This is a genomic window from Rahnella bruchi (assembly GCF_003614975.1).
Classification (GTDB): domain Bacteria; phylum Pseudomonadota; class Gammaproteobacteria; order Enterobacterales; family Enterobacteriaceae; genus Rahnella; species Rahnella bruchi.
The window spans coordinates 307,411-331,637 of sequence record NZ_QZWI01000001.1 but is presented as its reverse complement, the minus strand read 5'-3'; the positions used below and the strand labels follow the sequence as shown (position 1 = coordinate 331,637).

Annotated in this window: 23 protein-coding genes; 11 read left to right on the top strand and 12 right to left on the bottom strand. The window is 50.5% G+C overall.

What is annotated here, in order from left to right; translation table 11 throughout:
• Positions 1–100 precede the first annotated feature (100 nt).
• From D5398_RS01575 to cspE, 3 genes are all read left to right on the top strand, one after another.
• Positions 101–1,090 carry an MBL fold metallo-hydrolase gene (locus D5398_RS01575; RefSeq protein WP_120506056.1) on the top strand — a complete coding sequence of 330 codons (990 nt, stop codon included), beginning with the start codon at positions 101–103 and terminating at the stop codon, positions 1,088–1,090.
• A gap of 1,112 nt (positions 1,091–2,202) precedes the next feature.
• Positions 2,203–2,319, top strand: a complete 117-nt coding sequence (locus tag D5398_RS01570) for a DUF2627 domain-containing protein (RefSeq protein WP_072010221.1) — start codon at positions 2,203–2,205, stop codon at positions 2,317–2,319.
• Between the two features lie 41 nt (positions 2,320–2,360).
• Positions 2,361–2,570 carry a transcription antiterminator/RNA stability regulator CspE gene (gene cspE, locus D5398_RS01565; protein ID WP_002221949.1) on the top strand — a complete coding sequence of 70 codons (210 nt, stop codon included), beginning with the start codon at positions 2,361–2,363 and terminating at the stop codon, positions 2,568–2,570.
• A 79-nt stretch (positions 2,571–2,649) separates the two neighbouring features.
• On the opposite strand, the gene pgeF is transcribed toward cspE, so the two are convergent.
• A complete protein-coding gene (pgeF, locus tag D5398_RS01560; RefSeq protein WP_120506055.1) occupies positions 2,650–3,348 on the bottom strand; it encodes a peptidoglycan editing factor PgeF in 699 nt (232 codons plus the stop codon).
• A 148-nt stretch (positions 3,349–3,496) separates the two neighbouring features.
• Between pgeF and rlmA the strand changes: the two genes are divergently transcribed.
• A complete protein-coding gene (gene rlmA / locus D5398_RS01555) occupies positions 3,497–4,318 on the top strand; it encodes a 23S rRNA (guanine(745)-N(1))-methyltransferase (protein ID WP_120506054.1) in 822 nt (273 codons plus the stop codon).
• Here the strand turns inward: rlmA and mntP are convergent, their stop codons facing one another.
• The 5 genes from mntP to manX all read right to left on the bottom strand — a co-directional run bounded on the left by mntP (position 4,319) and on the right by manX (position 8,400).
• Positions 4,319–4,891, bottom strand: coding sequence for a manganese efflux pump MntP (gene mntP, locus D5398_RS01550; RefSeq protein ID WP_120506053.1), 573 nt, complete (start codon positions 4,889–4,891; stop codon positions 4,319–4,321).
• A 237-nt stretch (positions 4,892–5,128) separates the two neighbouring features.
• Positions 5,129–5,587, bottom strand: coding sequence for a DUF986 family protein (locus tag D5398_RS01545; RefSeq protein WP_120506052.1), 459 nt, complete (start codon positions 5,585–5,587; stop codon positions 5,129–5,131).
• 95 nt (positions 5,588–5,682) lie between these two features.
• On the bottom strand, positions 5,683–6,525 hold the full coding sequence (locus tag D5398_RS01540) for a PTS mannose transporter subunit IID (RefSeq protein WP_120506051.1): 843 nt from the start codon (positions 6,523–6,525) through the stop codon (positions 5,683–5,685).
• A gap of 11 nt (positions 6,526–6,536) precedes the next feature.
• On the bottom strand, positions 6,537–7,334 hold the full coding sequence (locus tag D5398_RS01535) for a PTS mannose/fructose/sorbose transporter subunit IIC (RefSeq protein WP_112291058.1): 798 nt from the start codon (positions 7,332–7,334) through the stop codon (positions 6,537–6,539).
• Between the two features lie 91 nt (positions 7,335–7,425).
• The gene (manX, locus tag D5398_RS01530) at positions 7,426–8,400 is read right to left on the bottom strand and encodes a PTS mannose transporter subunit IIAB (RefSeq protein WP_120506050.1); all 975 of its coding nucleotides are present in this window, start codon (positions 8,398–8,400) and stop codon (positions 7,426–7,428) included.
• Between the two features lie 592 nt (positions 8,401–8,992).
• On the opposite strand from manX, the gene D5398_RS01525 reads away from it, so the two are divergent.
• A complete protein-coding gene (locus D5398_RS01525) occupies positions 8,993–10,552 on the top strand; it encodes a TerC family protein (protein WP_120506049.1) in 1,560 nt (519 codons plus the stop codon).
• Positions 10,553–10,629: 77 nt separating this feature from the next.
• On the opposite strand, the gene D5398_RS01520 is transcribed toward D5398_RS01525, so the two are convergent.
• Positions 10,630–12,222: an EAL domain-containing protein gene (locus D5398_RS01520; RefSeq protein ID WP_120506048.1), complete on the bottom strand. Its 1,593-nt coding sequence runs from the start codon at positions 12,220–12,222 to the stop codon at positions 10,630–10,632.
• Positions 12,223–12,285: 63 nt separating this feature from the next.
• Between D5398_RS01520 and D5398_RS25395 the strand changes: the two genes are divergently transcribed.
• On the top strand, positions 12,286–12,516 hold the full coding sequence (locus D5398_RS25395) for a hypothetical protein (RefSeq protein WP_162940699.1): 231 nt from the start codon (positions 12,286–12,288) through the stop codon (positions 12,514–12,516).
• Between the two features lie 161 nt (positions 12,517–12,677).
• Here D5398_RS25395 and D5398_RS01515 read toward each other — a convergent pair whose 3' ends face one another.
• From D5398_RS01515 to pabB, 3 genes are all read right to left on the bottom strand, one after another.
• Positions 12,678–14,042, bottom strand: a complete 1,365-nt coding sequence (locus D5398_RS01515) for an L-serine ammonia-lyase (protein WP_120506047.1) — start codon at positions 14,040–14,042, stop codon at positions 12,678–12,680.
• Between the two features lie 207 nt (positions 14,043–14,249).
• Positions 14,250–14,852 carry a CoA pyrophosphatase gene (locus tag D5398_RS01510; protein WP_120506046.1) on the bottom strand — a complete coding sequence of 201 codons (603 nt, stop codon included), beginning with the start codon at positions 14,850–14,852 and terminating at the stop codon, positions 14,250–14,252.
• Between the two features lie 2 nt (positions 14,853–14,854).
• Positions 14,855–16,228, bottom strand: a complete 1,374-nt coding sequence (gene pabB / locus D5398_RS01505) for an aminodeoxychorismate synthase component 1 (protein ID WP_120506045.1) — start codon at positions 16,226–16,228, stop codon at positions 14,855–14,857.
• A gap of 190 nt (positions 16,229–16,418) precedes the next feature.
• On the opposite strand from pabB, the gene D5398_RS01500 reads away from it, so the two are divergent.
• Complete coding sequence (locus D5398_RS01500) at positions 16,419–16,598, top strand: YoaH family protein (RefSeq protein ID WP_120506044.1); 180 nt, start codon at positions 16,419–16,421, stop codon at positions 16,596–16,598.
• A gap of 84 nt (positions 16,599–16,682) precedes the next feature.
• Here the strand turns inward: D5398_RS01500 and purT are convergent, their stop codons facing one another.
• Positions 16,683–17,861 carry a formate-dependent phosphoribosylglycinamide formyltransferase gene (gene purT / locus D5398_RS01495; RefSeq protein WP_120506043.1) on the bottom strand — a complete coding sequence of 393 codons (1,179 nt, stop codon included), beginning with the start codon at positions 17,859–17,861 and terminating at the stop codon, positions 16,683–16,685.
• 260 nt (positions 17,862–18,121) lie between these two features.
• On the opposite strand from purT, the gene dbpA reads away from it, so the two are divergent.
• The 4 genes from dbpA (at position 18,122) to pip (ending at position 23,663) form a co-directional block, all read left to right on the top strand.
• Positions 18,122–19,504, top strand: a complete 1,383-nt coding sequence (gene dbpA, locus D5398_RS01490; protein ID WP_120506042.1) for an ATP-dependent RNA helicase DbpA — start codon at positions 18,122–18,124, stop codon at positions 19,502–19,504.
• 179 nt (positions 19,505–19,683) lie between these two features.
• Positions 19,684–20,049, top strand: coding sequence for a protein YebF (gene yebF, locus D5398_RS01485; protein ID WP_120506041.1), 366 nt, complete (start codon positions 19,684–19,686; stop codon positions 20,047–20,049).
• A gap of 121 nt (positions 20,050–20,170) precedes the next feature.
• Positions 20,171–22,207 carry a S9 family peptidase gene (locus D5398_RS01480; RefSeq protein WP_120506040.1) on the top strand — a complete coding sequence of 679 codons (2,037 nt, stop codon included), beginning with the start codon at positions 20,171–20,173 and terminating at the stop codon, positions 22,205–22,207.
• Between the two features lie 499 nt (positions 22,208–22,706).
• Positions 22,707–23,663, top strand: coding sequence for a prolyl aminopeptidase (gene pip / locus D5398_RS01475; RefSeq protein WP_120506039.1), 957 nt, complete (start codon positions 22,707–22,709; stop codon positions 23,661–23,663).
• Positions 23,664–23,683: 20 nt separating this feature from the next.
• On the opposite strand, the gene D5398_RS01470 is transcribed toward pip, so the two are convergent.
• Positions 23,684–23,914 carry a DNA polymerase III subunit theta gene (locus D5398_RS01470; RefSeq protein WP_120506038.1) on the bottom strand — a complete coding sequence of 77 codons (231 nt, stop codon included), beginning with the start codon at positions 23,912–23,914 and terminating at the stop codon, positions 23,684–23,686.
• Positions 23,915–24,227 lie beyond the last annotated feature (313 nt).

Genomic DNA, 24,227 nt, shown 5'->3' with positions numbered 1-24,227 from the left:
AATTTTTCACTTTCTGCCTGTAGTGTGATTAACAAATATGCTACTTAAAATGAGGTGATCGCACTTTCGTTTAAACCGTAACGTTTTCCTGTGGAGTCCTATGCCTGGTAAAAATCCGTATTACGACCCTTCAAAATCTCATCATACGCCCGACGGTTTCACCAATGCCGAACCGCAGAGCCAGCAGGAGGGGGATTTCAGACGCTGGAGAAAAGAACGTAAGGCTCTTCGTCTGCCCGCGCCACCAGAGAAGGGCTATGAACATTTCATCACCCAGTGGTGGCAGAGTGCTGATTTTAGCGGAACGGATGACCGCTTATGGTTTTTAGGCCATGCATGTTTATTGTTACGGGTGGCCGGACGTTACGTTCTTATGGATCCCGCTCTGTCGGAACGCGCGTCGCCGCTGAGCTTCTACGGGCCTAAACGTAAAACGCCCGTCGCTGCAACGGTTGAAATGTTGCCTCCGATCGACGTGGTGTTATTTTCACATAATCACTATGACCATCTGGATCGCGCGACCGTGCGCAAGCTGTTACGACGTTTTCCTGACGTGCAGTTTATGGTGCCTTTGGGCATGAAACCTTGGCTCGAACGGCGCGGCGCACGGTATATCGAAGAACTGGACTGGTGGCAGGAACATCAGTTTGGTGATCTGACTTTTTCAGCCGCGCCTGCACGCCACTGGAGCATGAGAACATTTTGGGATCGTAATCAATCCCTGTGGTGTGGTTGGGTCGTCAGAAACGCTGATTTCAGTTTCTATTTTTCCGGAGACAGTGGCTACAGCGATCAGTTTGAACTCATCGGCCAGCGTCTCGGGCCTTTCGATTTAGCCGCAATTCCTGTCGGTGCCTATGCACCAAGATGGTTCATGAGCGCGCAGCATATGGATCCGCAGCAAGCCGTGACCGTCTTTTCACAATTGCGCTGTCAGAAAGCCGTTCCGATCCACTGGGGTGTTTTTGAATTAGCAGATGATTCGCTGGATCAACCATTAAACGAATTAGCGGATGCCATATCTCAAAGTGATTCGCCCGAAATGGAATTTAAACCCTTAAAAATTGGCGCAAGCATTTCTAAAGATTGAATATCATTTGCCCGTTCTTAGCGGAGAGTAAAGTGCAATTACGGGCTTATTAAATGAGAAGTATTATCACTTATAGGTTTGTCAGCGTGATGACTTACAAAAGCAAGGGGTTACTGAGTTGTTAATTAATGTTCCCGGAAAGATTATATCCCTGTGACGGATATTTTCCTGATGAGATAATTATGGGTATCTGGACGTGGTTAAACCTGCTGAGCAGTGGTAATCCCAAGGTTTGCTTAAGATACAGTGCATTATGCTGATAGTGTTGCGGGACTGCCTTTGCCAGTCGCAGCGTTTGGTGCCGTAGAATCGCTCGAACGTTGCCCGCTTTCCGGCGAATCAGAATGATAATATGAGATTTCGATCACGGTAATTAATATTAAATTTTCATATTGATATTTTATATATGAATAAGCTTGTTTTGAATGTTTGCGCAAGTGTTATACCGATTTAACCAACTCGCAAACTTTAATTCATTATAATGTCAAAAATGGCACTTTAAGAAATATGTATTAGGAGTCTGGGGCGATTTAAAATTTAAATCCGAAGAGGCTGAGATCTTTTTTTGTATTATAGTATGCAAACTGAAGTCGCACAATTAAGGTGCATTTATTGAGGGCTTCCTTGGGTTTTGCACCATTTTATCCCTCTATGGCGTAATTGATTATTGCATAACCAATCATAATGCCTGGCCATACGTTCTCGCGGTTGCCCGTTCTGTTGCACAAGTGTCCATCTTGCCCGACAGACGCGCCCTCACCCGAACGTGACCTTACAGCGGGTAGTGCTTTATCACGTGAAATCAAGCTGTAGGGAGACGCTTTTGCTCAGTATTGACAATAAAAATTCAAATAAAGATGCGTTTTACGCTTACGGTTCTGCATTAAATGATCAATAATCAAAACAGGTCGTTATTGTTTTGTTTGATATGCAGGTAAAACTGCAAAGCAGAAAAAAGCATGTCTATCAACATATTTCAGCATAACTGAACACGAAGTGCCTTTAACCGGCTCAAATATGTGCGACATGTCCATCACTGATTAAAAATGGCTTGCCATCGAATTCAGAGTATGTGATAACGCATCTGGGTAAAACGAGGTACAGTTCTGTATATGTGTGGCATTTTCAGTATAGAAGTTCTGAGTAAAGACGTTCACGTTGAATACCGCTTCTCTGCCGATTTTAATCTTAGTGCCTCAAGCAGTAACGACTCTAGTTTGTCTATGTAACGCCTACGGGCGGTTTAAACAATCCAAAGGAAATACTCAAGATGGCAAAGATCAAAGGTCAAGTTAAGTGGTTCAACGAGTCTAAAGGTTTCGGTTTCATTACTCCTGCTGACGGCAGCAAAGACGTGTTCGTACACTTCTCTGCAATCCAGGGTAACGGCTTCAAAACTCTGGCTGAAGGCCAGAACGTAGAGTTCGAAATCCAGGACGGCCAGAAAGGCCCGTCAGCAGTTAACGTAACTGCAATCTAAGCAGCGTCAGCTGTAAAAAAACCCGCTAAGGCGGGTTTTTTTGTTTCTGATATTTATAAACTTCAGAGACATAGCGGTATTATCGCAAGATCATAATGCCGGATTGCTGATTGCGCCCGCTAATGCCCGGATGTGAAGGGTCTTTTGCCCGCTGGTGGCTGTTACGTCGGAAGCTGGTGTATTTGAAACCTTCACCCGCTGTTGTACAAATCGTGCAACTGCCTGCATGGTCAATGCCGGCGAATCCCAAAGCCTGTAGTTTTGCCTCTGCAATCGCAGCCAGATCAAGATGACGATGACGGGGCGAAATCAGGGCAGGGGGTAAATCGAGTTGTTGCATAAATGTATCAATCAACTCCTGACTGACTTCGTAACAGCAGGCCTGTGCCGCAGGGCCAATGGCGACAATCCAGTCGTGGGTATCACCCGACTGATTAATCCTCAGCGCCATTTTTTCCAGAATTCCGTCGATAAGTCCCCGCCAGCCTGCGTGAACAGCAGCCACTTCTTTGCCATCTTTGCGACAAAAAATCACCGGCAGGCAATCTGCGGTAAATACGGCCAGAAGAATACCGGGCACGGAGGTAATAAACCCGTCAGCTTCGCCGCAATCCTGTCCGGGTTGGGTTACATCAACAATCCGGGTGCCATGAACCTGCTTCTTTTCCGGGCGTGTGGCTTCAAAGGTTTGCAGATGAGCAGGAAGTAAGGATTGTTTGTCACCGAAGCCATGCAAAACGCCGGGGGTGTGGCTGAGTAAAACTGAGCTGTCACTCATCTCGTGTCTCGGTCAGGAAAAAGATAGGGCTTCAGTGTAGCTGCCTTTTATACGCACTTTCCAGCAGTTGCAACCACAAGGCGCCTTCTTTAGACTTACCTCTATTGCGAACTTTCGCCTCTTCAGACTTTCCTTGCAGGTTTTCTCCATGACGTATCAGTGCCCGCTTTGTTTCCAGCCGCTTATGCTGACAGGTCAGCAATGGCGTTGCTCGGCCAATCATCAGTTTGATAACGCCAAAGAGGGTTACGTGAATCTGATGCCCGTACAGCACAAACGCTCGAAGCAACCGGGTGACAGCCCGGAAATGATGATTTCGCGTCGCGCCTTTCTTGACGCAGGGCATTATCAGCCTTTGCGGGACCGCCTGTCGGATATTCTTGATAAAGTCATTCCTGAAGATGCGCAGGCGTTACTCGATATCGGTTGCGGGGAAGGGTATTACACCGCGGCTTTTGCTGAACGGTTAATGCAGCATCGCACGCTGAAAGTTTATGGCCTGGATGTGGCTAAAGTGGCTATCCGTTATGCCGCCAAACGCTATCACGATGTGTCTTTTTGCGTGGCGTCCAGCCACCGGCTGCCCTTTGCAGACAGCTCTCTGGATGCGGTTATTCGCATTTATGCGCCCTGTAAGGCTCAGGAACTTTACCGGGCAGTTAAAGCCGGGGGTTTAGTGGTGACTGTCGCGCCGGGCCCGCGTCATTTATACCAGCTGAAAGGTCTGATCTATCAGGACGTACAATTGCACGCCGATCTTGATGAACAACTGGAAGGTTTTGAGCGGGTAAGCACTGAAGCGCTTTCCTATGACATGAGTCTTACAGGCGAGAAGGCATTTGATTTATTACAGATGACACCTTTTGCATGGCGGGCAACAGAAGAGGTAATGGCCGATTTAAAAGCTCAGACAGCCTTTGAGTGTGAAACAGATTTCCTCATTCGGATACATCGGCGCGCTTCGGTATAATCAGTGCAAATAGCCGGGATGATCGAGCAGGATATTCAATCCTATTGCAATCATAATCACGCCCCCTAACACTTCGGCCCATTTACCTAACAGCGGGCCGATAAAACGACCTACCATAATCCCTAAAGTGGACATCAGCAGAGTTGCCATTCCGATGAAGAGCGCGGTCTGGATGATGTTCACTTCCAGTAACGCTAATCCTACACCGATTGCCAGCGCATCCAGACTTGTGCCGATCGCCGTGGCGGCCAGGATCCAGAAACTATACCGCGTGGTAGTCGCGAGGTAGTTATCCGGTTTGTCTTTCAGCCCCCCGACAATCATTCGTGTGCCAAGAATAAACAGCAGGACAAACGCGACCCAGTGGCTCCATTGCATGATGTACTGGCTGGCGAATAAGCCCAGTCCCCAGCCAATCAGTGGGGTGATCGCTTCAATGATTCCGAAAATCAGGCCAGTGCGCAGGGCTTCACGCAGGCAGGGACGGTGAAGAGTCGCGCCTTTACCGATGGACGCGGCAAAGGCGTCCATAGACATGCCAAAAGCCAGAAAAAGTGTTGCGGATAAGTTCACGAGTATATCCCCCAAATAACGGCGCAACCTTATCATGATATTTTTAGTCAGGACAACAACAAATAAAATAAGGGATTATATATCATGGTCAGAATTATTATCGGCAGATAAAAGAAGGTATTAATGTAGGGTTAAATAACAGTTTAGTTAGTGAGGGGATATTATCAATAAGCTTAAGAAGAAAAGCCATAAATATACCTATGGCTATAACTGATAGATAGGTGGATATTATTCAACTTACTGATTTTCAACCATTAACTTGTAAATTTTTTCCAGATCGTCAAGTTCATTAACGCGAATCAATAACTTTTTCTGTTCTAATTCAAAGACCAATACACCGTCCTCTGAAAGGTTCATGCTGCGGATCCTGTCATAGGTAATGAAGGTGTTCGCGAAATAAAAACCTTGTGGTTTGAACAGCATTTTTGGCCAGCGGATGAACGAAAGATAGAAAGCAATCAGGCCCAGTCCAATTAACAGGTAATTCGTAACAGCAGTACCATTAGCATGGATATTGTTATATAGCAGGATCGCCAGCAGACCGATGAAGATAATGGAATCCAGTTTATTACGGCGTCTGAGATTCACGCGCAGCCGCGTTTCACCATTTCTGGTACCCATGATGAACTCATCATAAATGGCGTAGGCCAGTAACAGGAGGATGAAGAACGCGAGGACAATATCGGTAACAGACATGAAAACTCCAGCTTACGGCCACAAAAGGCAAATCAAAAAACAACAAAATCAGGTCATAAAAAAACCGGGGGAAAGATCCCCCGGTTTAGCAGTTATCAGAGACCTAACAGGCCAATCCAGTAACCAAAGATACCGATGGCGAAGAAGCCAACGATGATCCACAAGGCGTTAACTTTCTTACGCAGCAGCCACATACAGCCGAAGGTCAGCAGTAACGGCACCAGGCCTGGCATCAGCTGATCCAAAATCGTCTGGACAGTGGTGACCGTGGTATGGCCTGTCTGGTCAGTGATTTTCGACACCACCAGCGGAATGTTAACGTGCGTCCATTTATTAACCAGGGCCCCCATGACAAAGAGGCCGAGAATTGACGCCCCCTCAGTCAGTTTCTGCAGGAAGCCGCCGCCCATATCGTTAACGATATCGACGCCTTTTTTGTAGCCGTAAGACACGCCGTAGTAACGGGTCAGCAGACGTACAAGGTTAAACAGAACGAAGAACAGCAAAGGACCCAGCAGGCTGCCGGTCATCGCGATACCTGCGCCCAGTGCAGCAAACACCGGACGAACAGTACCCCAGAAGATCGGGTCACCCACACCGGCCAGAGGCCCCATCAGACCGACTTTCAGACCGTTGATGGCCGCGTCGTCGATAGGTGCGCCGTTGGCACGCTGTTCTTCCATCGCCAGCGTTACACCCAGAACAGGGGCGGCAACGTATGGATGGGTGTTAAAGAATTCCAGGTGGCGTTTGATAGCCGCTTTGCGATCGTCATTGTTTTCAGGGTAGAGACGACGAATTGCAGGCACCATACAGAAGCAGAAGCCCAGAGCCTGCATACGTTCGAAGTTCCATGACCCCTGGAAAAGGTTGGAGCGCATAAACACACCGCGAATATCGCTGGCCGTGAGTTTTTTAACTGCAGTTTGATCAACCATGTCCTTCACCCTTAATCCAATTCGTTGTCGAGATCGTTAACACCCGGTGCAGCCGCCGCTTGCGCAGACTTGTTGTATTTCGGGCTCAACTGGATGTAAAGAACAGCCATCACCACACCAATCACACCCAGTGCAACCAGGTTGAAGTTGGTGAATGCGGCAGTAACGAAACCAAGGTAGAAGAATGGCATCAGGTAGCCGGCACGCATCATGTTGATAACCATGGCGTAACCAACCACGACGATCATACCACCAGCAATGTTCAGACCGTTGGTAACCACTTCAGGGATAGAAGCCAGTAAGTCATGAACGATGGCAGTACCCACAGACACAGCAACAATCACCGCAGGGATAGCGATACGCATTGCCTGCAGAATCAGCGCGGAAACGTGGATCCAGGTGATGGCGTTCAGGTTACCTTTTTCAGCCGCTTTATCAGCTGCGTGCTGGAAGGCAACAGTGATAGTACGAACGATAATGGTTAATACCTGACCCGCAGCAGCCAGCGGGATAGCCAGTGCGATACCGGCGCCGACAGACTGTCCACCTGCGATAACCAGAATGGTAGAAATGATAGAGGCGAGGGCGGCATCCGGCGCAACAGCAGCACCGATGTTCATCCAGCCAAGTGCAATCATTTCCAATGTACCGCCGATGATGATCCCGGTTTTAACATCACCAAGAACAAAACCGATCAAAGTACAGGCAACTAACGGGCGGTGAAACTGAAATTCATCCAGGATCGAACCCATCCCGGCAATACATGCAACAATAAATATCAGCACAATTTGTAGTGTGGTGATCTCCATTGCACTTCTCCTATGACCAAAGGACGCTGAGTATAAACAGGCACATCAGGCAGATAACGTTGAGGCAATCTGCACATTAGCGATGTGCTTATTAATTCATCTTATTAATGAGATCCATCATCTTGAGACGAGAGTCTGTAGAGACTTTACGCACTTCAAGTTCGATACCTTTTTCATTCAATTTCTTGAATGCTTCGATATCTTTTTCGTCGACAGATACTGCGTTATTCACCTGAGTTTTACCCTGGCGGAAAGCCATACCACCGATGTTTACGGTAGTGATTTTCACGCCACCCTCAACTAAACGCAGAACGTCAGTCGGGTTAGTGAATAACAACATTACGCGGTCGCCAGCGTATTTTGGGTTATCCCAGACACGAATGGCTTTTGCGACGTCGACAACGTGTGCAGTAACACCAGGAGGAGCAACCTGAGTCAGCAACGTTTTACGCACGGTATCGGCAGCCACTTCGTCGCTGACAACAATAATGCGGGTCACGTTGGTTTCTTTGGTCCAGCGGGTCGCAACCTGGCCATGAATCAAACGGTCATCGATACGGGCTAAGCCGATTTTCATATGGTCGTTCGGACCGGCAGGTTTAGCCGGGGCAGCTGCTTTTGGCGCAGGGGCGGCAGCAGGAGCAGGAGCAGGGGCATGGGCAGCAGGTTCAGGAGTTTTCAGTGCTTTCACACCGATACGGCCTGTTTCTACCGCAATGGCAACCAGTTCTGCGAAAGAAGGGTTGTCATCGCGAGCCATGAAAGTCTCTGCCAGCATCGGGATGTTCACACCGGTCACAACTTCGTAATTTTCTTTATCGACAACAATACGGCTGGCAGCATTGAACGGGCTGCCACCCCAGGTGTCGACCAGGAAAAGGACGCCGCTGCTGGTGTCTAAACCACCCAACTTTGCCGTGTACTTTTCGATCAGGGTTTCGGCGTTCTCGCCGGGAACGAAATCGATGTAGGCGACATTATCTTGTTCACCTAAAATCATTTCCGCTGTTTTCAGCAACTGTTCAGCTGCTGACCCGTGCGTGCCGATGATAATAGCAATACTCACTCGCTACCTCCTCTGTTAACTCTTGAAAAGAGTTATGCACATAAGTAATGGTGCTGATGATATCCGCCCGTTTTTATTCCTGAGGCGGACAGGGCATTCCCTGCGTACTAACGTTCCTTAATTTCTGATAAGACTGCGAAACTGTAAAATTGCCGAACCTCAACAGGTTGTGCGACGTGATTTATTTTAGTGTGCGAAAAAATAATTTTTGTGACGGTTGTCCGTTATTCAACGACGTATTGTGAATACGCTTTCACATCGCGCAATAAAACAGCATAGATGTTTCAGGATGATACTGATCGTAAAAAAACACACTTTATTCAAATATTCATTCCTGATAGAGTGATTTTCCGAATCATTGAACAGGAGTACCGGGCCTCAGCCCTCCCTATGGACTGTCACCGACGTCACTATTCTTCGCATTATCACCTCATTCTTACCGGCAAATCCGCCCCAATTGGCCTGATTACTGCCGCACTGAAACCGCTTTCATCTGACAATTTTGTCGTGACTCCGTCTGGTAAGTCTTCTGACCGCCTGACGTCACGCGTTTCTTTGCGTCATTTTTCTTTAACTCATTGCGGAGTCTGACATGGAATTTTTGATGGACCCTTCAATCTGGGTCGGTTTGCTGACGCTTGTCGTACTGGAAATTGTTCTGGGTATCGACAACCTTGTTTTTATTGCCATTCTTGCGGACAAACTGCCACCAAAGCAGCGTGATAAGGCCCGTATTATCGGTCTTTCCCTGGCGCTGATTATGCGTTTAGGTCTGCTGTCGCTGATTTCGTGGATGGTCAAGCTGACCACTCCGCTGTTTAGCATTGCCCAGTTCAGTTTCTCGGGGCGGGATCTGATCCTGCTGGTCGGCGGTTTGTTCCTGTTGTTTAAAGCCACAACCGAGCTGCATGAGCGGCTGGAAGGACATGACGAACAGGGAACCCCGAACCGAGGCTATGCCAGTTTCTGGTCCGTGGTAGCGCAGATTGTGGTGCTCGACGCTGTCTTCTCGCTGGATGCCGTCATTACCGCAGTGGGTATGGTGAATAATCTGGCTGTGATGATGACAGCCGTCGTGATTGCCATGGGTGTGATGTTGCTGGCGTCCAAATCGCTGACGCGTTTTGTGAACAATCATCCGACAGTCGTGGTGCTGTGTCTCAGCTTCCTGCTGATGATTGGTCTGAGCCTGATAGCGGAAGGTTTTGGTTTCCATATTCCTAAGGGTTACCTGTACGCGGCGATCGGATTCTCCATCCTGATTGAGTTGTTCAACCAGATTGCACGCCGTAACTTCCTCAAAAGCCAGTCTAACCGTCCGATGCGTGAGCGCACCGCCGAGGCGATTCAGCGTCTGATGGGCGGAAAACGCCAGCATCAGCATGAAGATGAGCCGGCCGGAGATGTGTTGCCTGCTTCAGAAGCATTTGCAGAAGAAGAGCGTCATATGATCACCGGTGTTCTGACACTGGCATCGCGTTCTCTGCGCAGCATTATGACGCCGCGCACCGAGATTTCGTGGGTGGACTGTGAAAAGTCGCCAGCTGAAATCCGCAATCAGTTGCTGGATACACCGCACAGTTTATTTCCGATTTGCCGCCATTCCCTGGATGACGTGATCGGCGTGGTGCGGGCGAAAGACCTGCTGGTGGCGCTGGAAAACGGTGAGAGTATTGTGGCTTTCGCTGAAAAAACGCCGCCGATTGTGGTGCCGGAAACCATGGATGTGATTAATCTGCTGGCGGTATTGCGTAAAGCCAAAGGTCGTCTGGTGGTGGTGAGTAATGAATTTGGTGTGATTCAGGGGCTGGTGACGCCGCTGGATGTGCTCGAAGCGATTGCCGGGGAATTCCCGGATGAAGACGAAACGCCAGACGTGATTGCTGACGGAGAATCCTGGATAGCGAAAGGCGGCACGGACTTGCACCTTCTTCAGCAAATTCTCGACGTCAAAAATCTGGTGAATGCGGATGATGATTTTGCTTCTCTGGCCGGATTGCTGCTGTCGAAATCAGGCCAGATGCCTGTTGCGGGCGAAGTGATCGAAATGGCGTCGCTCCACTTTGAGATCCTCGAGGTGACAGACTATCGCATCGAGCGTGTCCGTATCACCCGGATTAAGTCAGAAGACGAGTGGGACGAAAACCACTAAATCTGACGCAATATATGAATGCAAAACGGCGACTAAGGTCGCCGTTTTTATGCCTGAATTAGCAGAAGCATGTGGGATCAGACAGCGCCCTGAATGTCCTTAGGATCCATATTTTGAGTCGATTTCTGATAGCGCTCCAGCCAGACAGGGAAAACCTCTATCGGCATCGGGCGTGCAAAGTAATAGCCCTGCAACGAATCCACTTTGCGCTTGCGCAGATAATCAACCTGCTCTCGGGTTTCAACTCCTTCAGCAATCAGCTTTAAATTCAGACGTTGCGCCAGCGTAATAATAGTATCCGTGACGGTCGCGTTAATCGCATCCGTGCCTATCGAAGCGGTAAAAGCCTGGTCAATCTTCAGCACATCCGGATTCAGCGTTTTGAGATAACTCAGTGAACTGTGGCCGGTACCAAAATCATCGATAGCCAGCAGGATCCCCATCTCTTTTAGTTGCGAAATTTCCGCAGCACGCAGTTCCTGAAGGCGCGTGCGCTCAGTCAGTTCAAGCATCAGGGAAACCGAAGGCTGCGCCGGAAGCCACAGTTTGCGGATATCATCCACGATTTCCATATTATTGAAGTGCTGGGCCGCCACGTTAATGCTGACATAAAAACCCGGAGTCGCCGGGAAGACTGCCAGATTATCGGCAACGGTTTTAATCAGATAGCGGGTTAGCGAGATAATTAATCCGTGCTGTTCTGCCAGCGGGATAAACACATCAGGTGATACCCATTCCTGCCGGCGGTTTTTCCAGCGCATCAGCGTTTCCACGCCGATACAGCGTCCATCATCGCTGTTGATAATCGGCTGGCAATAGACCTTAAATTCGCGGTGAGAAATGCCATGACTGATCGGATAGGCCAGGCTTATCCGGCTGCCGGAAAGCAGATAAACCGCGGTTGCCGTCAGCAGGCTGATTAACACCGAAAGGGGCAAGTGTGAGGGGAGCTCATTCCAGGCCAGTTCGCTGGCTTTTTCTCCAAAGATAGAGACAGAGAAATCATATTTTTGCGATTTTTCGCTCAGCAGCGGAGGTTGAGGAAGGTTGTTACTGCTGATGATCTCATTTTTGCCATATTCGAGATTTTGCTTCCCGACATTTAACACAATATGGCTGGCGTAAGGAGGTTGCGGTTCGAGCAGGAAATTCGACAATATGCCGATGTTATAAACAAACAGTTCGCCGTTTCGGTTATCCGGCGTTGAAGGATGCCAGAGAATAAGCGTCGGCGTATCTACGCGACTCCATTTGGACGCGCGAAGCTCAAGCTGCGTCGTCCCCTGAGAAAAAGACGGTAACGTGTCGCTGAGGCTCAAATCCAGCGGGCCGACCAGACTTGAACAGATGAGTTTGCCGTTACTGACCAGGCTGATTGAGCGCAGCGTCTGCATACGGGCGACATTTTGCTGCAAGATGGGTTGCAGGACGTTACAGCCGAGTGTCAGATCCAGAGGAACAGCTTTTCCCGCAGGTGACGCCGGTTCAAGAAGTTTTTCCAGCTTTTGGACGGTGTGAAGCGCGACATGTTGTTGGTCTTCGGCAATGACCTGAGCTTGTTCGTAAATACGAATGCCAAGAGTCAGAAGCAAAGTACATATCCCCATCGCGCACGCGAGCGCAATGCGATAGTAGCGATACTTCGCAAGTCCGGTCTGGGAGAACAGCATCGTTCTAATCCTTTTATCCCGTGTTAATTGCAGGCTCAAAATAATTATTTTAAAGGTTTACCGATGCATCACAGCCAGTGCGTTTTAATTGATAGTAGCTGTAAATTGCCGGATGCTCTGCCTGAGTTGAGGGAAAAACACGCATTTTCTGAGTTAAAACAAAAGAAAATCAACATGGGTGACGTTGTCACTTATATTTTTCCTGTGTATCCCGGCATGTATTTTTCTGTATTGAGAGGCTCACTGATCGGGAAAATCAGGCGGAAAACAGCATGCCGTACCTGCAGGGCATAATGCAAGTGACACTTCCAATATATATTGATAATACAACAGGTTGTCGTTAATGAAGGTTTTATTGCTGCCTGCTCTCATCTGGATGGTATTTCCTGCGGCAAAGCGGCTGAAAATGCTTCAGCAGAAGAACCGCAGAAAAGACCCGTTCAACGACATCAGAGTCAGTCGCACTGAACCTTAATAGCCAAACCACCACGGGAAGTTTCTCGGTATTTGGAATTCATATCTTTACCGGTCTCGTACATGGTTTCGATCACTTTATCCAGAGAAACTCTTGGCTCGCTGGTGCGGCGTAAAGCCATTCGGGCTGAGTTAATCGCTTTCACGGAAGCGATAGCATTACGCTCAATGCACGGCACCTGGACCTGTCCGGCCACCGGGTCACACGTCAGACCGAGATTGTGTTCCATGCCAATTTCCGCCGCGACACATACTTGCTCCGGGCTGCCACCCAGTAATTCTGTCAGGCCAGCGGCTGCCATCGAACACGCCACGCCCACCTCGCCCTGACAACCGACTTCTGCACCTGAAATCGACGCGTTCATTTTATACAAAATGCCGATAGCGCCGGACGTCAGGAAATAGCGCAGGTAAATGTCCGGGCTGACTGACTGAATAAACTGGTCATAATAGGCCAGCACTGCGGGCACAATGCCGCATGCGCCATTGGTCGGTGCCGTAACAACACGTCCGCCCGCGGCATTTTCTTCGTTAACCGCCAGCGCAAACATGTTCACCCAGTCGATCACATTCATTGGGTCACTGGAGAGTTTGTCGTTGGAAACCAGCATACGGCGCAGGGCAGAAGCTCGACGCGGAACCCGCAACGGCCCAGGCAGCACGCCTTCGGTGTTCAGACCGCGATCGATACAGGCCTGCATGGTGTGCCAGATTTTCTCGAAATACTGGTCGATTTCCTGCTTGCTGTGCTGTGCCAGTTCGTTCTGCATCACCAGTCCGGATAATGACAGCCCGGTCTCTTTGCACTTCGCCAGCATTTCACTGGCCGAATTAAAGCTGTACGGCACCGCGACTTCATCGAGAACCGGCTGACCGAAATGTTCGTCATCGACAATAAAACCGCCGCCGACAGAATAATACGTTTTGCTGTAAATCATTTTATCGCCAGCAAAAGCATGAATTTGCATGGCGTTTTCATGGCGCGGCAAATTCTCCCCGCGGAATACCATGCCGGTATCACGCGGGAAATCCACTTCATGCTGGGTTGTGCCCAGTGGCAGACGCTCACGTTGCTCAACGTCGCGGATAAAATGCGGAATGCCGTCAATGTCGACGGTGTCTGGCTGATTACCGGCCAGGCCTAAAATAATGGCGATATCTGTGTGGTGGCCTTTACCTGTCAGAGACAAAGAACCAAATACGTCCACGGCGACACGCGTAACGGCAGGCATCATGCCCTTTTCCAGCAGGTCATCAGCGAACTGTTTACCGGCTTTCATCGGGCCCAAAGTATGGGAACTGGAAGGGCCAATCCCGACCTTGAACATGTCGAAAACGCTAATCACGTCGAATACTCCTGTATCAGATTGCGGCAGGGAACGGGATCCCTGGCTTCCATAAATGAACGACAGCAGGAACTCGTCTTTATGGACGGCTCTCTTGTTCTTATGGATAGACTTATAGTTTAAAAGGGCTGAGGGGCAAAAGTTTCATTTTTCGCATGAAATAAACTTATTTGATGCAAAAGTGTGATCGCTATGTAATCAGGGAGCTCAGACTTCAACCTGTCCGGCGAGCTGGCGGATGATGGCAGCGGTGAGACCCCACACAAATTGCTGCTGATACCATGACAAATACACGCGGTGATGCATGCCCCGGCGATGAATATCCAGAGGGTGATAACGCGCCAGATCAAAGGCTTCGCGCAGCGGCATTTCAAACAGCTCAGCGACTTCATCTTCAGCCGGATGCAGCGGCACGTCGACGGGCAACAGCCCGACTACCGGTGTGACACGAAAACCGCTGCTGCTGTCCTGCGGCGAAAGTGTACCTAATACATAAACCTGTTCTGGCGGAATGGCGACTTCCTCCTGTGCTTCACGCAGGGCGGTGGCGATGATCGACGCGTCTGACGCATCCGCCGCACCACCGGGAAAGGCGACTTGACCCGCGTGTTTACGCAGCTGGTCAGAGCGTCGTGTCAGTAACAGCGTAGGCTCCGCACGGCAAATGATCGGGATCAGCACGGCGGCATGACGGGTACCGCGCAGCGCCGGAGCGGGCTGGCGTGGTTGCTGCAACTGAAAGCGCAAAATGAAATCTTCCACCGCAGGGGAAATTGTCTGAATTGGCGCGTGTTGTTCCAGCAATGTCACGATTATGCTTCTCCTAACTGAGGCAGAATGCGGGCAATCTTATCAAAAGTTTCCTGATATTCAGCCTGTTCCTGACTGTCCGCCACAATCCCGCCGCCCGCCCAGCAATGAATTTTTCCCTGCGCCGTGAGCAATGTGCGGATAGTAATGTTGCTGTCCATGGTGCCGCAACAGCTGATATACGCGATGCTGCCGCAATAACCGTTACGCCGATGCGGCTCGAGTTCTTCAATGATTTCCATCGCCCGCACTTTCGGCGCGCCGGTAATGGAACCGCCGGGGAAGCAGGCGCGTAACAAGGCGGCGGGATGGCAATCTTGCGGTAACTGCGCGGTGATGGTGCTGACCAGATGATGAACCGCCGGGAAAGGCTCAACCACAAACAGTTCCGGCACGCGCACGCTGCCGGGTACCGCAACGCGGCCGATGTCATTACGCAGCAAATCGACGATCATCAGGTTCTCGGCGCGATCTTTCTCCGATCCCGCCAGCCGTTCTGCCTGTCGTGCATCTTCAGCTGGATTTTCGCAGCGTGGCAGGGTGCCTTTAATCGGACGTGTCTGGATCTGATTTTCTTTCAGCCAGATAAAACGTTCCGGCGAGAGGCTGATCACGGCGTTTGCCGGCAGACGCAAAAACGCTGAGAACGGCGCGCGGTTGGCCTCATTCAGGCGCAGAAAAGCCTGCCACTCATCACCGCTGTAGTGCGTTGAAAATCGTTGCGCCAGATTGATCTGATAACAGTCGCCGCTGCGGATATATTCCTGAATATGCCTGAACTTTTGTCCGTATTCCGCGCGGCTCATATTTGCCTGCCAGGGCGCATCTAGCCGGAAAGACGCTGGCACAGAGCGGTTTTGCTGATGCTCATCAAGCCAGCGCAAGCGGGCAGAAATATCCCCATGGCAGACCAGCGTCAGGCGCTGCAAATGATGATCGGCAATCAGCGCCCAGTCATAAATACCGACAGCCATATCGGGCAGCTCAATGTCGCGTGCCGCGATTTGAGGCAACTCTTCAATGCGGCGCCCTAAATCATAGCCGAACAATCCGAGTGCACCGCCAAGAAACGGAAAATCAGGCGAGCTTTCCGCGTGCAATCCGCATACCGCCAGTTGTTCTTCGAGCAGGGAGAAGGGGTCATCATTGCGGCATTGTTCAACGCCATGTTGTTCAATCTGCGTCAGCCCGCCGCGGGTGGTCAGTGTTATCAGCGGGTCTGCCACCAGAATATCGAAACGATTGTGCTGATGTTGCGCTGAGCCTGAGTGTAAAAGCATCGCCCATGGCAGGGCGGAAAGCGGTGTGAAGCGTCCGGTCAGGGCATCTGGCTGATAGGGTAATGAATGAAAAACAACAGACTGGGTGGCTTGCATGGCAGGTTTGAGCTTCTCTGGCGCGGTGACGTATTTTAGGCCGATCCTAACACAGATCTGATGACCTGAAAGCAGCACAGGCGATTTGTCTTAATAAGGGGTATACTGTTCAACCCCGCATTGCGCGGGCTTTTGTTATCTTCTTTGCACTAATAAATGTGCACCATTTAATGCACAACAGGAAACTCCCATGCTGACAGGTATGCCTTCACTTTCACATCAGGAACAAGAACAGGCCGCCGATCGTATCCGCCAGTTAATGGAAACCGGTATGAGCAGTGGCGAAGCCATCGCTACCGTTGCGGCAGAAATCCGCGCGAAGCATCAGGGCGATCGCGTGACCGTCATTTTTGATGACGAAGACGAATAATACTGACAGACAGTTTGTGTCATGAAAAAAAAACCGGACCCTTTTCAGGCGTCCGGTTTTTTTCGTCACGGCGTTGCGAATTGCTTAGCCTTTCACAACCACCGCAGCCGCAGCTTGTTTTGCCTGTTCAACGGCATCTTCAACATTATCTGCAATCGCCAGTGCTACGCCCAGACGGCGTTTTCCGCTGATTTCCGGCTTCCCGAACAGGCGAACCTGGTTGAAACCGGTGAGTGCATTTTCCAGACCGCTGAAGGTCACGTTGTTGCTGGTAAGCTCAGGCAGAATGACGGCAGAAGCTGAAGGACCGAACTGGCGGATCTGACCCACCGGCAGGCCAAGGAACGCGCGGACGTGCAGCGCAAACTCGGACAGATCCTGAGAAATCAGCGTCACCATGCCGGTGTCGTGCGGGCGAGGGGACACTTCACTGAAGATCACGTCATCACCGCAAACAAACAATTCAACGCCAAACAAACCTTTACCGCCCAGCGCTTTCACGACTTTCTCAGCGATGTCTTTTGCACGCTGCAACGCAAGCTCAGTCATTTGCTGTGGCTGCCAGGATTCACGGTAATCGCCGTCTTCCTGACGGTGTCCGATTGGCGCACAGAAGTGAATGCCGTCGATAGCACTGATGGTCAGCAACGTAATTTCAAAATCAAATTTCACCAGCCCTTCAACAATCACGCGCCCGCCGCCTGCACGACCGCCTTGCTGCGCGTAATCCCATGCGGTCTGTAACTGATCGGCACCGCGGATCAGGCTCTGACCTTTACCGGAAGAACTCATGACCGGTTTGATAATGCACGGAAAACCGATGGCATCAACCGCCTGACGGAAAGACGCTTCGTCGTCAGCAAACTGATAAGTCGATGTCGGTAATTTCAGTGTTTCGGCGGCCAGACGACGGATACCTTCGCGGTTCATGGTCAGGCGGGTTGCTTCGGCACAAGGCACCACGTTGTGACCCTGTTTTTCCAGCTCTACCAGCATACTGGTGGCGATGGCTTCGATTTCAGGCACGATAAAATCAGGGCGTTCGTTTTCGATAACCGCTTTCAGCGCATCGCTGTCAAGCATGTTAATCACATGGCTGCGATGGGCGACCTGCATCGCCGGAGCATCGGCGTAGCGATCGACGGCAATCACTTCCAGGCCAAGACGCTGACATTCGATGGCCACTTCTTTACCCAGCTCGCCAGAGCCTAATAACATGACGCGTGTGGCGCCGGTGCGCAGTGCAGTACCAATGGTTAACATAGCTTCGTACCCAGATCTGAGATGAGTGTAAACAGGAATTTCGGCGCGCAGTATATCTGAAATAATTGGCGACGAAAACGATTGCGCAGAGCATCAGATAAAATTCTCCGCAGAAGAAAAAGGTGTTTTTCAGGATTTTTTTTGCCTGTTTTCTGCCGTTTAAGGCACCCGGCGAGCGTCTCTGTTATCATTTACCCAAACCATGGCGTCAGAATTCCTGCCGCTGCCCCGATTTTTGCCTCACATAAAGAGTTATCGCCTTGAGCACGCATTCTTTTTCTGCCCTGACATTGCCCGCTGAGCAACTTTCCAACCTGAATGAACTGGGTTACACCGAAATGACCCCGATTCAGGAAGCCTCTTTGCCTGCCATTCTGCAAGGTCAGGACGTTCGCGCTAAAGCCAAAACCGGCAGCGGTAAAACGGCCGCCTTTGGTATCGGTTTGCTGAACAGCATCACCGTTTCACAATTTGTTGCTCAGGCGCTGGTACTGTGTCCGACCCGTGAACTGGCCGATCAGGTCAGTAAAGAATTACGCCGTCTGGCGCGTTTTACCCAAAACATCAAAATACTGACCCTTTGTGGTGGTCAGGCGATTGGGCCACAGCTCGAATCGCTGGTTCATCCGCCACACATCGTGGTGGGTACGCCGGGTCGTATTCAGGAACATCTGCGCAAAGGCACGCTGAAACTGAATGAGCTGAAAGTGCTGGTGCTGGATGAAGCAGACCGCATGCTGGACATGGGTTTCAGCGAAGATATTGAGGATGTGGTCAGCTATACACCGCAGGATCGCCAGACGCTGCTTTTCTCCGCGACCTATCCGGACGGCATTGAGCGCATCAGTTCCAAATTCCAGCGTCAGCCGCTGAAAGTGGAAATCGAAGGTGAAGATGACATCGCTGATATTCAGCAGGTCTTTATCGAAGCCGACAAGCATCAGCGCCTGTCGCTGTTAGCCGCTGTGTTGTATCAGTATCAGCCGACCTCCTGTGTGGTGTTCTGCAACACCAAGCGTGATTGTCAGGAAGTATGCGACGCTCTGACCGCCAAAGGCATCAGCGCGCTGGCGCTGAATGGCGACCTTGAGCAGCGTGACCGTGATCGCGTGCTGGTGCGTTTCTCCAACGGCAGTTGCCGTGTGCTGGTGGCGACAGACGTGGCCGCGCGCGGGCTGGATATTAAACAGCTGGGTCTGGTGATCAACTACGAGCTGTCTTTCGACCCGGAAGTTCACGTGCACCGCGTGGGTCGTACCGGTCGTGCAGGAACGAGCGGTATAGCCGTCAGTCTGGTGACGCCGCAGGAAATGCCGCGTGTGACTGCGCTGGAAGATTACACCCGTCAGCGTTTCATCTGGCAGCCTGCCGCTCAGGCACTGGCCGCCGCGCCGGTGGCACTGGATCCTGAAATGGCAACCTTGTGCATCGATGGTGGCCGTAAAGCCAAAATCCGTCCGGGCGATATTCTCGGCGCGCTGACTGGTGATGCGGGGCTGACTGCCGCTGAAGTGGGCAAAATTGACATGTTCCCGGTGCATGCCTATGTCGCCATCCGCCAGAAAAGCGCGAAGAAAGCATTGCAGCGCCTTCAGGAAGGGAAAATCAAAGGCAAAAACTGTAAGGCCATTATTTTACGCTAGGGGTTTGTCTTAACACTTTGCATCGAACGTCTTGTTGTTAATGTTGTGTTATTGCCTTGTTGAGGATTATATTATCTAACGCAAGCGATGGCCTTGTCTTCTGTAGGGATATTCTTCTGCAAGGTCAACTGCTTTTGCAGGGTCAACTAAATGAATGACAAAGACTGGGAAGGCGAACGATGAAAAAGATAATCTTGGGCGTTGTGATGGCAGTTGCAGGAATCAGCAGCCTTAGCCAGGTCGCACAGGCTGATGAACCCGAAGTGAGAACGGCAACGGTGACACCGTGTTCCACGGCCACTAAGGATGATGTAGCTGCGCTGGTAAAACGTGATTTTCTGCAAAACCGCATCACGCGTTGGGATGCAGATAAAAAAGTGCTGGGCACTTCCACGCCGGTCGCGTGGGTAGTGACAGACAGCATCAGCGGCACTAACGCGAAATGGGATATCCCGCTGAAAGTACGAGGCGATCACACCGATAAAACTTATCAGGTGACCCTCAACTGCCAGATTGGCGAAATCAGCTACAGCTCGCCGTTATAAGTTTCGACTGCGTCCGTTATTCCTTAGCGGACGCATTATTTCCCCGCATTGACGTCCCTTGGTTTCCCTGCCTAAACCTGTCACTCTTGTTACACCGCAAAGAGGACAAAGAGATCCCGAGATGATGACACCTCCAAAGGCTGAAAAACGCCCGCAAACTCTGAGTATTCACGGTGATGACCGTGTCGATAACTATTACTGGCTGCGTGACGATGACCGCACCGATCCTCTGGTTCTGGCCTATCTGACGGCTGAAAACGAATTTACTGAACAGGCGATGCAGCCACAGCAGGCACTGCGCGAAACGCTGTACGGCGAAATGGTGGCGCGCATTGCGCAGCAGGATCATTCCGTTCCCTACGTGAAACACGGCTACCGCTATCAGACCCGCTATGAGCCGGGCAACGAGTACGCCATTTACCTTCGCCAGCCAGCCGCTGAACACGAAAACTGGACCACGCTGATTGATGGCAATGAACGCGCCAAAGACAGCGAGTTTTACACGCTGGGCGGTCTGGATATCAGCGCTGACAATCAGCTGATGGCCGTGGCGGAAGACTTTCTTTCGCGCCGTCAGTACGACATCCGTATCAAAAAACTTGATGATGGAACCTGGACTGATGATCTGCTGAAAAACACCTCCGGCAGCAGCGAATGGGCGAACGATTCTCAGACGCTGTATTACGTCCGCAAACACAAGAAAACGTTGCTGCCGTATCAGGTTTATCGCCACGTGGTCGGTACTGATCCTAAAACCGACAAACTGGTGTACGAAGAGAAAGACGATACCTTTTACGTCGGGCTGGATAAAACCACGTCTGAAAAATACATCCTTATCCACCTCGACAGCACCACGACGTCAGAGATCTTACTGCTGGATGCCGATGACCCGCAGGCCAAACCGCAGGTCTTCCTCTCACGACGTAAAGATCACGAATACGCGCTCGATCATTACCTCGGGCACTTCTACATTCGCTCCAATAAAGACGGTAAAAACTTCGGTCTGTACAAAAGTGAAGACGGGGTCGAGGTTAACTGGCAGACGCTGATTGCGCCGCGCATTGAAGTAATGCTTGAAGGTTTTAGTCTGTTCCGTGACTGGCTGGTGGTAGAAGAGCGACATCAGGGGCTGACCCAACTGCGCCAGATCCACTGGAAAACCGGTGAAGAAAAATCGCTGGCGTTTGATGACCCGACCTATACCACCTGGCTGGCATATAATCCGGAACCGGAGACATCTTTGCTACGCTATGGCTATTCTTCGATGACCATGCCGAGCTCATTGTTCGAATTGGATCTCGATACGCATGACCGTACCCTGCTGAAACAGCAGGAAGTAAAAGATTTTGACGCGGCAAATTACCGCAGTGAACGCGTCTGGGTCACGGCGCGCGATGGCGTGAAAGTGCCTGTATCGCTGGTGTATCGCCGCGAGTTATTTAAGCCGAATGAAAATCCTTTGCTGGTTTACGGCTATGGTTCTTATGGCAGCAGTATGGATCCGGCATTCAGCGGCAGCCGCCTGAGTTTGCTGGATCGCGGTTTTGTTTTTGCACTGGCGCACATTCGCGGCGGGGCGGAACTCGGCCAGCAATGGTACGACGACGGCAAGCTGTTCAATAAACTCAACACCTTCCATGATTTCATTGATGTGACTAAAGAACTGGTGGCTGAAGGTTATGGCGATGCCGGACAGGTTTACGCAATGGGGGGAAGTGCGGGCGGCTTACTGATGGGCGCAATCATCAATCAGGCGCCGGAGCTGTATCATGGCATCGTGGCGCAGGTTCCGTTTGTCGACGTCGTCACCACTATGCTCGATGAGTCTATTCCGCTGACAACCGGTGAATACGATGAATGGGGCAACCCGAATGACAAAGCCTATTACGACTATATGCTGCAATACAGCCCATACGATCAGGTGCGTGCCCAGGCCTATCCGCATATGCTGGTGACCACTGGTCTGCATGATTCGCAGGTGCAGTACTGGGAGCCGGCGAAGTGGATCGCAAAATTACGTGACCTCAAAACCGATGACAATCAGCTGCTGATGCACACTGATATGGATTCCGGGCATGGCGGCAAATCTGGCCGCTTCAAAGCCTATGAAGATATCGCGCTGGAATACGCTTTTGTGCTGGCGCTGGCAGGTAAGTAATACCAGTCATTCCCCTGAGTATTTCGGATTGCAGCCAGCGCAGCTGTGGTGCGAAGTATGAAGGGGGGAATAAAAAAACCCGCTCTCGGCGGGTTTGATCTACGAAGTACAGAAGTACATTGTTAAGCAGAAGTTTTCTTGGCTTTTTTCTCAGCCTTTTTCTCAGCTGGGGTTTTCAATGGCTTTTTCTTCGCATTCTTTTTGCTATCCATTCCTTTACTCATACTTGCCTCTCTTAAAGCGGGTGGATTGGGTTGCTCACCTATTTACTGCCAAATTTCGACCAGTTGCAAGCTCCTTTGTGTAATCCACAATACTTTACAGAGGGGGCAACGGACGCCGGTCTGTGCCAGTGTATTAAAATTGCGCGATTAGTATGCGAACAGCATACAAAACAATGGTTTTTGAACATAACCACTTGTTGTAAATGGGCGGATGCGCTGTTATTAACATGTAAGTACTTCAATCAATACTCTGGCCAAATAGAACAGGAAATGTCATGCCAAAATTAAAGGGTTTGTATCCGCCACGGGAAGCCTATGCCAGTGGCATGCTTGATACAGGGGATGGTCACCAGGTTTACTGGGAGCGCAGCGGAAACCCGGAAGGCAAACCGGCGGTATTTATTCACGGAGGGCCGGGCGGGGGATGTTCATCGGTTCATCGTCAGCTGTTTGATCCCAATGATTATGACGTCATGCTGTTCGATCAACGTGGTTGCGGACGCTCTAAACCTCACGCCAGCCTCGACAACAACACCACCTGGCATCTGGTCGAAGATATTGAGCGTTTGCGTAAACTAGCCGGTGTCGATAAATGGCTGGTGTTCGGGGGTTCCTGGGGCTCGACGCTGGCGCTGGCATACGCCGAAACGCACCCTGATCACGTCAGTGAGATGGTTCTTCGGGGCATTTTCACTCTGCGTAAGCAGGAGCTGACCTGGTACTACCAGGAGGGTGCCTCACGTTTCTTCCCTGAAAAATGGCAGCGTATTTTATCGATTCTCTCGGAAGAAGAGCGCAAGGATGTGATTGCTTCCTATCGCGTCCGCCTGACATCGGATGATCGCGCGGTTCAGCTTGAAGCGGCTAAAATCTGGAGCTTGTGGGAAGGGGAGACAGTGACGCTGTTGCCTGCGGAAGGTTCGTCCTCATTTGGCGAAGATAATTTCGCGCTGGCTTTCGCCCGCATCGAAAACCACTATTTCACGCATATGGGCTTTTTAGAAACGGATGACCAGTTGTTGAAAAATGTAGAACGGATCCGTCATATTCCGGCGGTGATTGTTCACGGCCGCTACGATATGGCCTGTCAGGTGCAAAACGCCTGGGACCTGGCGCAGGCCTGGCCGGAAGCCGAGCTGCATATTATCGAAGGTGCAGGGCACTCTTTTGATGAACCCGGCATTCTTGACCAGTTAATCCGCACCAACCAGCGTTTCGCCGCCCGGCGCTAACCATTTCCCGCTGCTCCCGCTTACTTTTGTTTGGGTTCATAAGGTAAGCGGGAGAACTTGTGTGATTCCCCGCGATAAAACATGACCCGTTCACGAAAATAGGTGCGCAGATGCGCGGGCTGTTCGCGCTCGGTCATTTCCGCGACAACTGGCATGTTGTAGCGTTCTTTAAAAGCCACCGCTGAGGCGGCCAGATCGATGTTGATACGATCCATTTCTTCTTTACTGATTTCAGCCAGATTGATGCTCATTGCTGCTTCCTGATAACCGGTTTTGCCACATTGTACCCGAGGCCGACGCCATCGTGAATGTTGCGATTTTATTTTCATGATTTTCCAGTTGAACACGACAGGCTGGTTAATATTAAGAGTAAATAAGAACTATTCACAAAAGGGAAATGATAACTGACTTCAACAACAACTCGCTAATTAATATTGTGAATAAGAATGATTCTTTTTAATGGCGTTGTATATGTTAATGATTATCATTGTGGTATATTTTTATTCAAATAAAATCATTTAAAATCATGATGTTAAATTTATATGTTATTACGGTTAATATTAA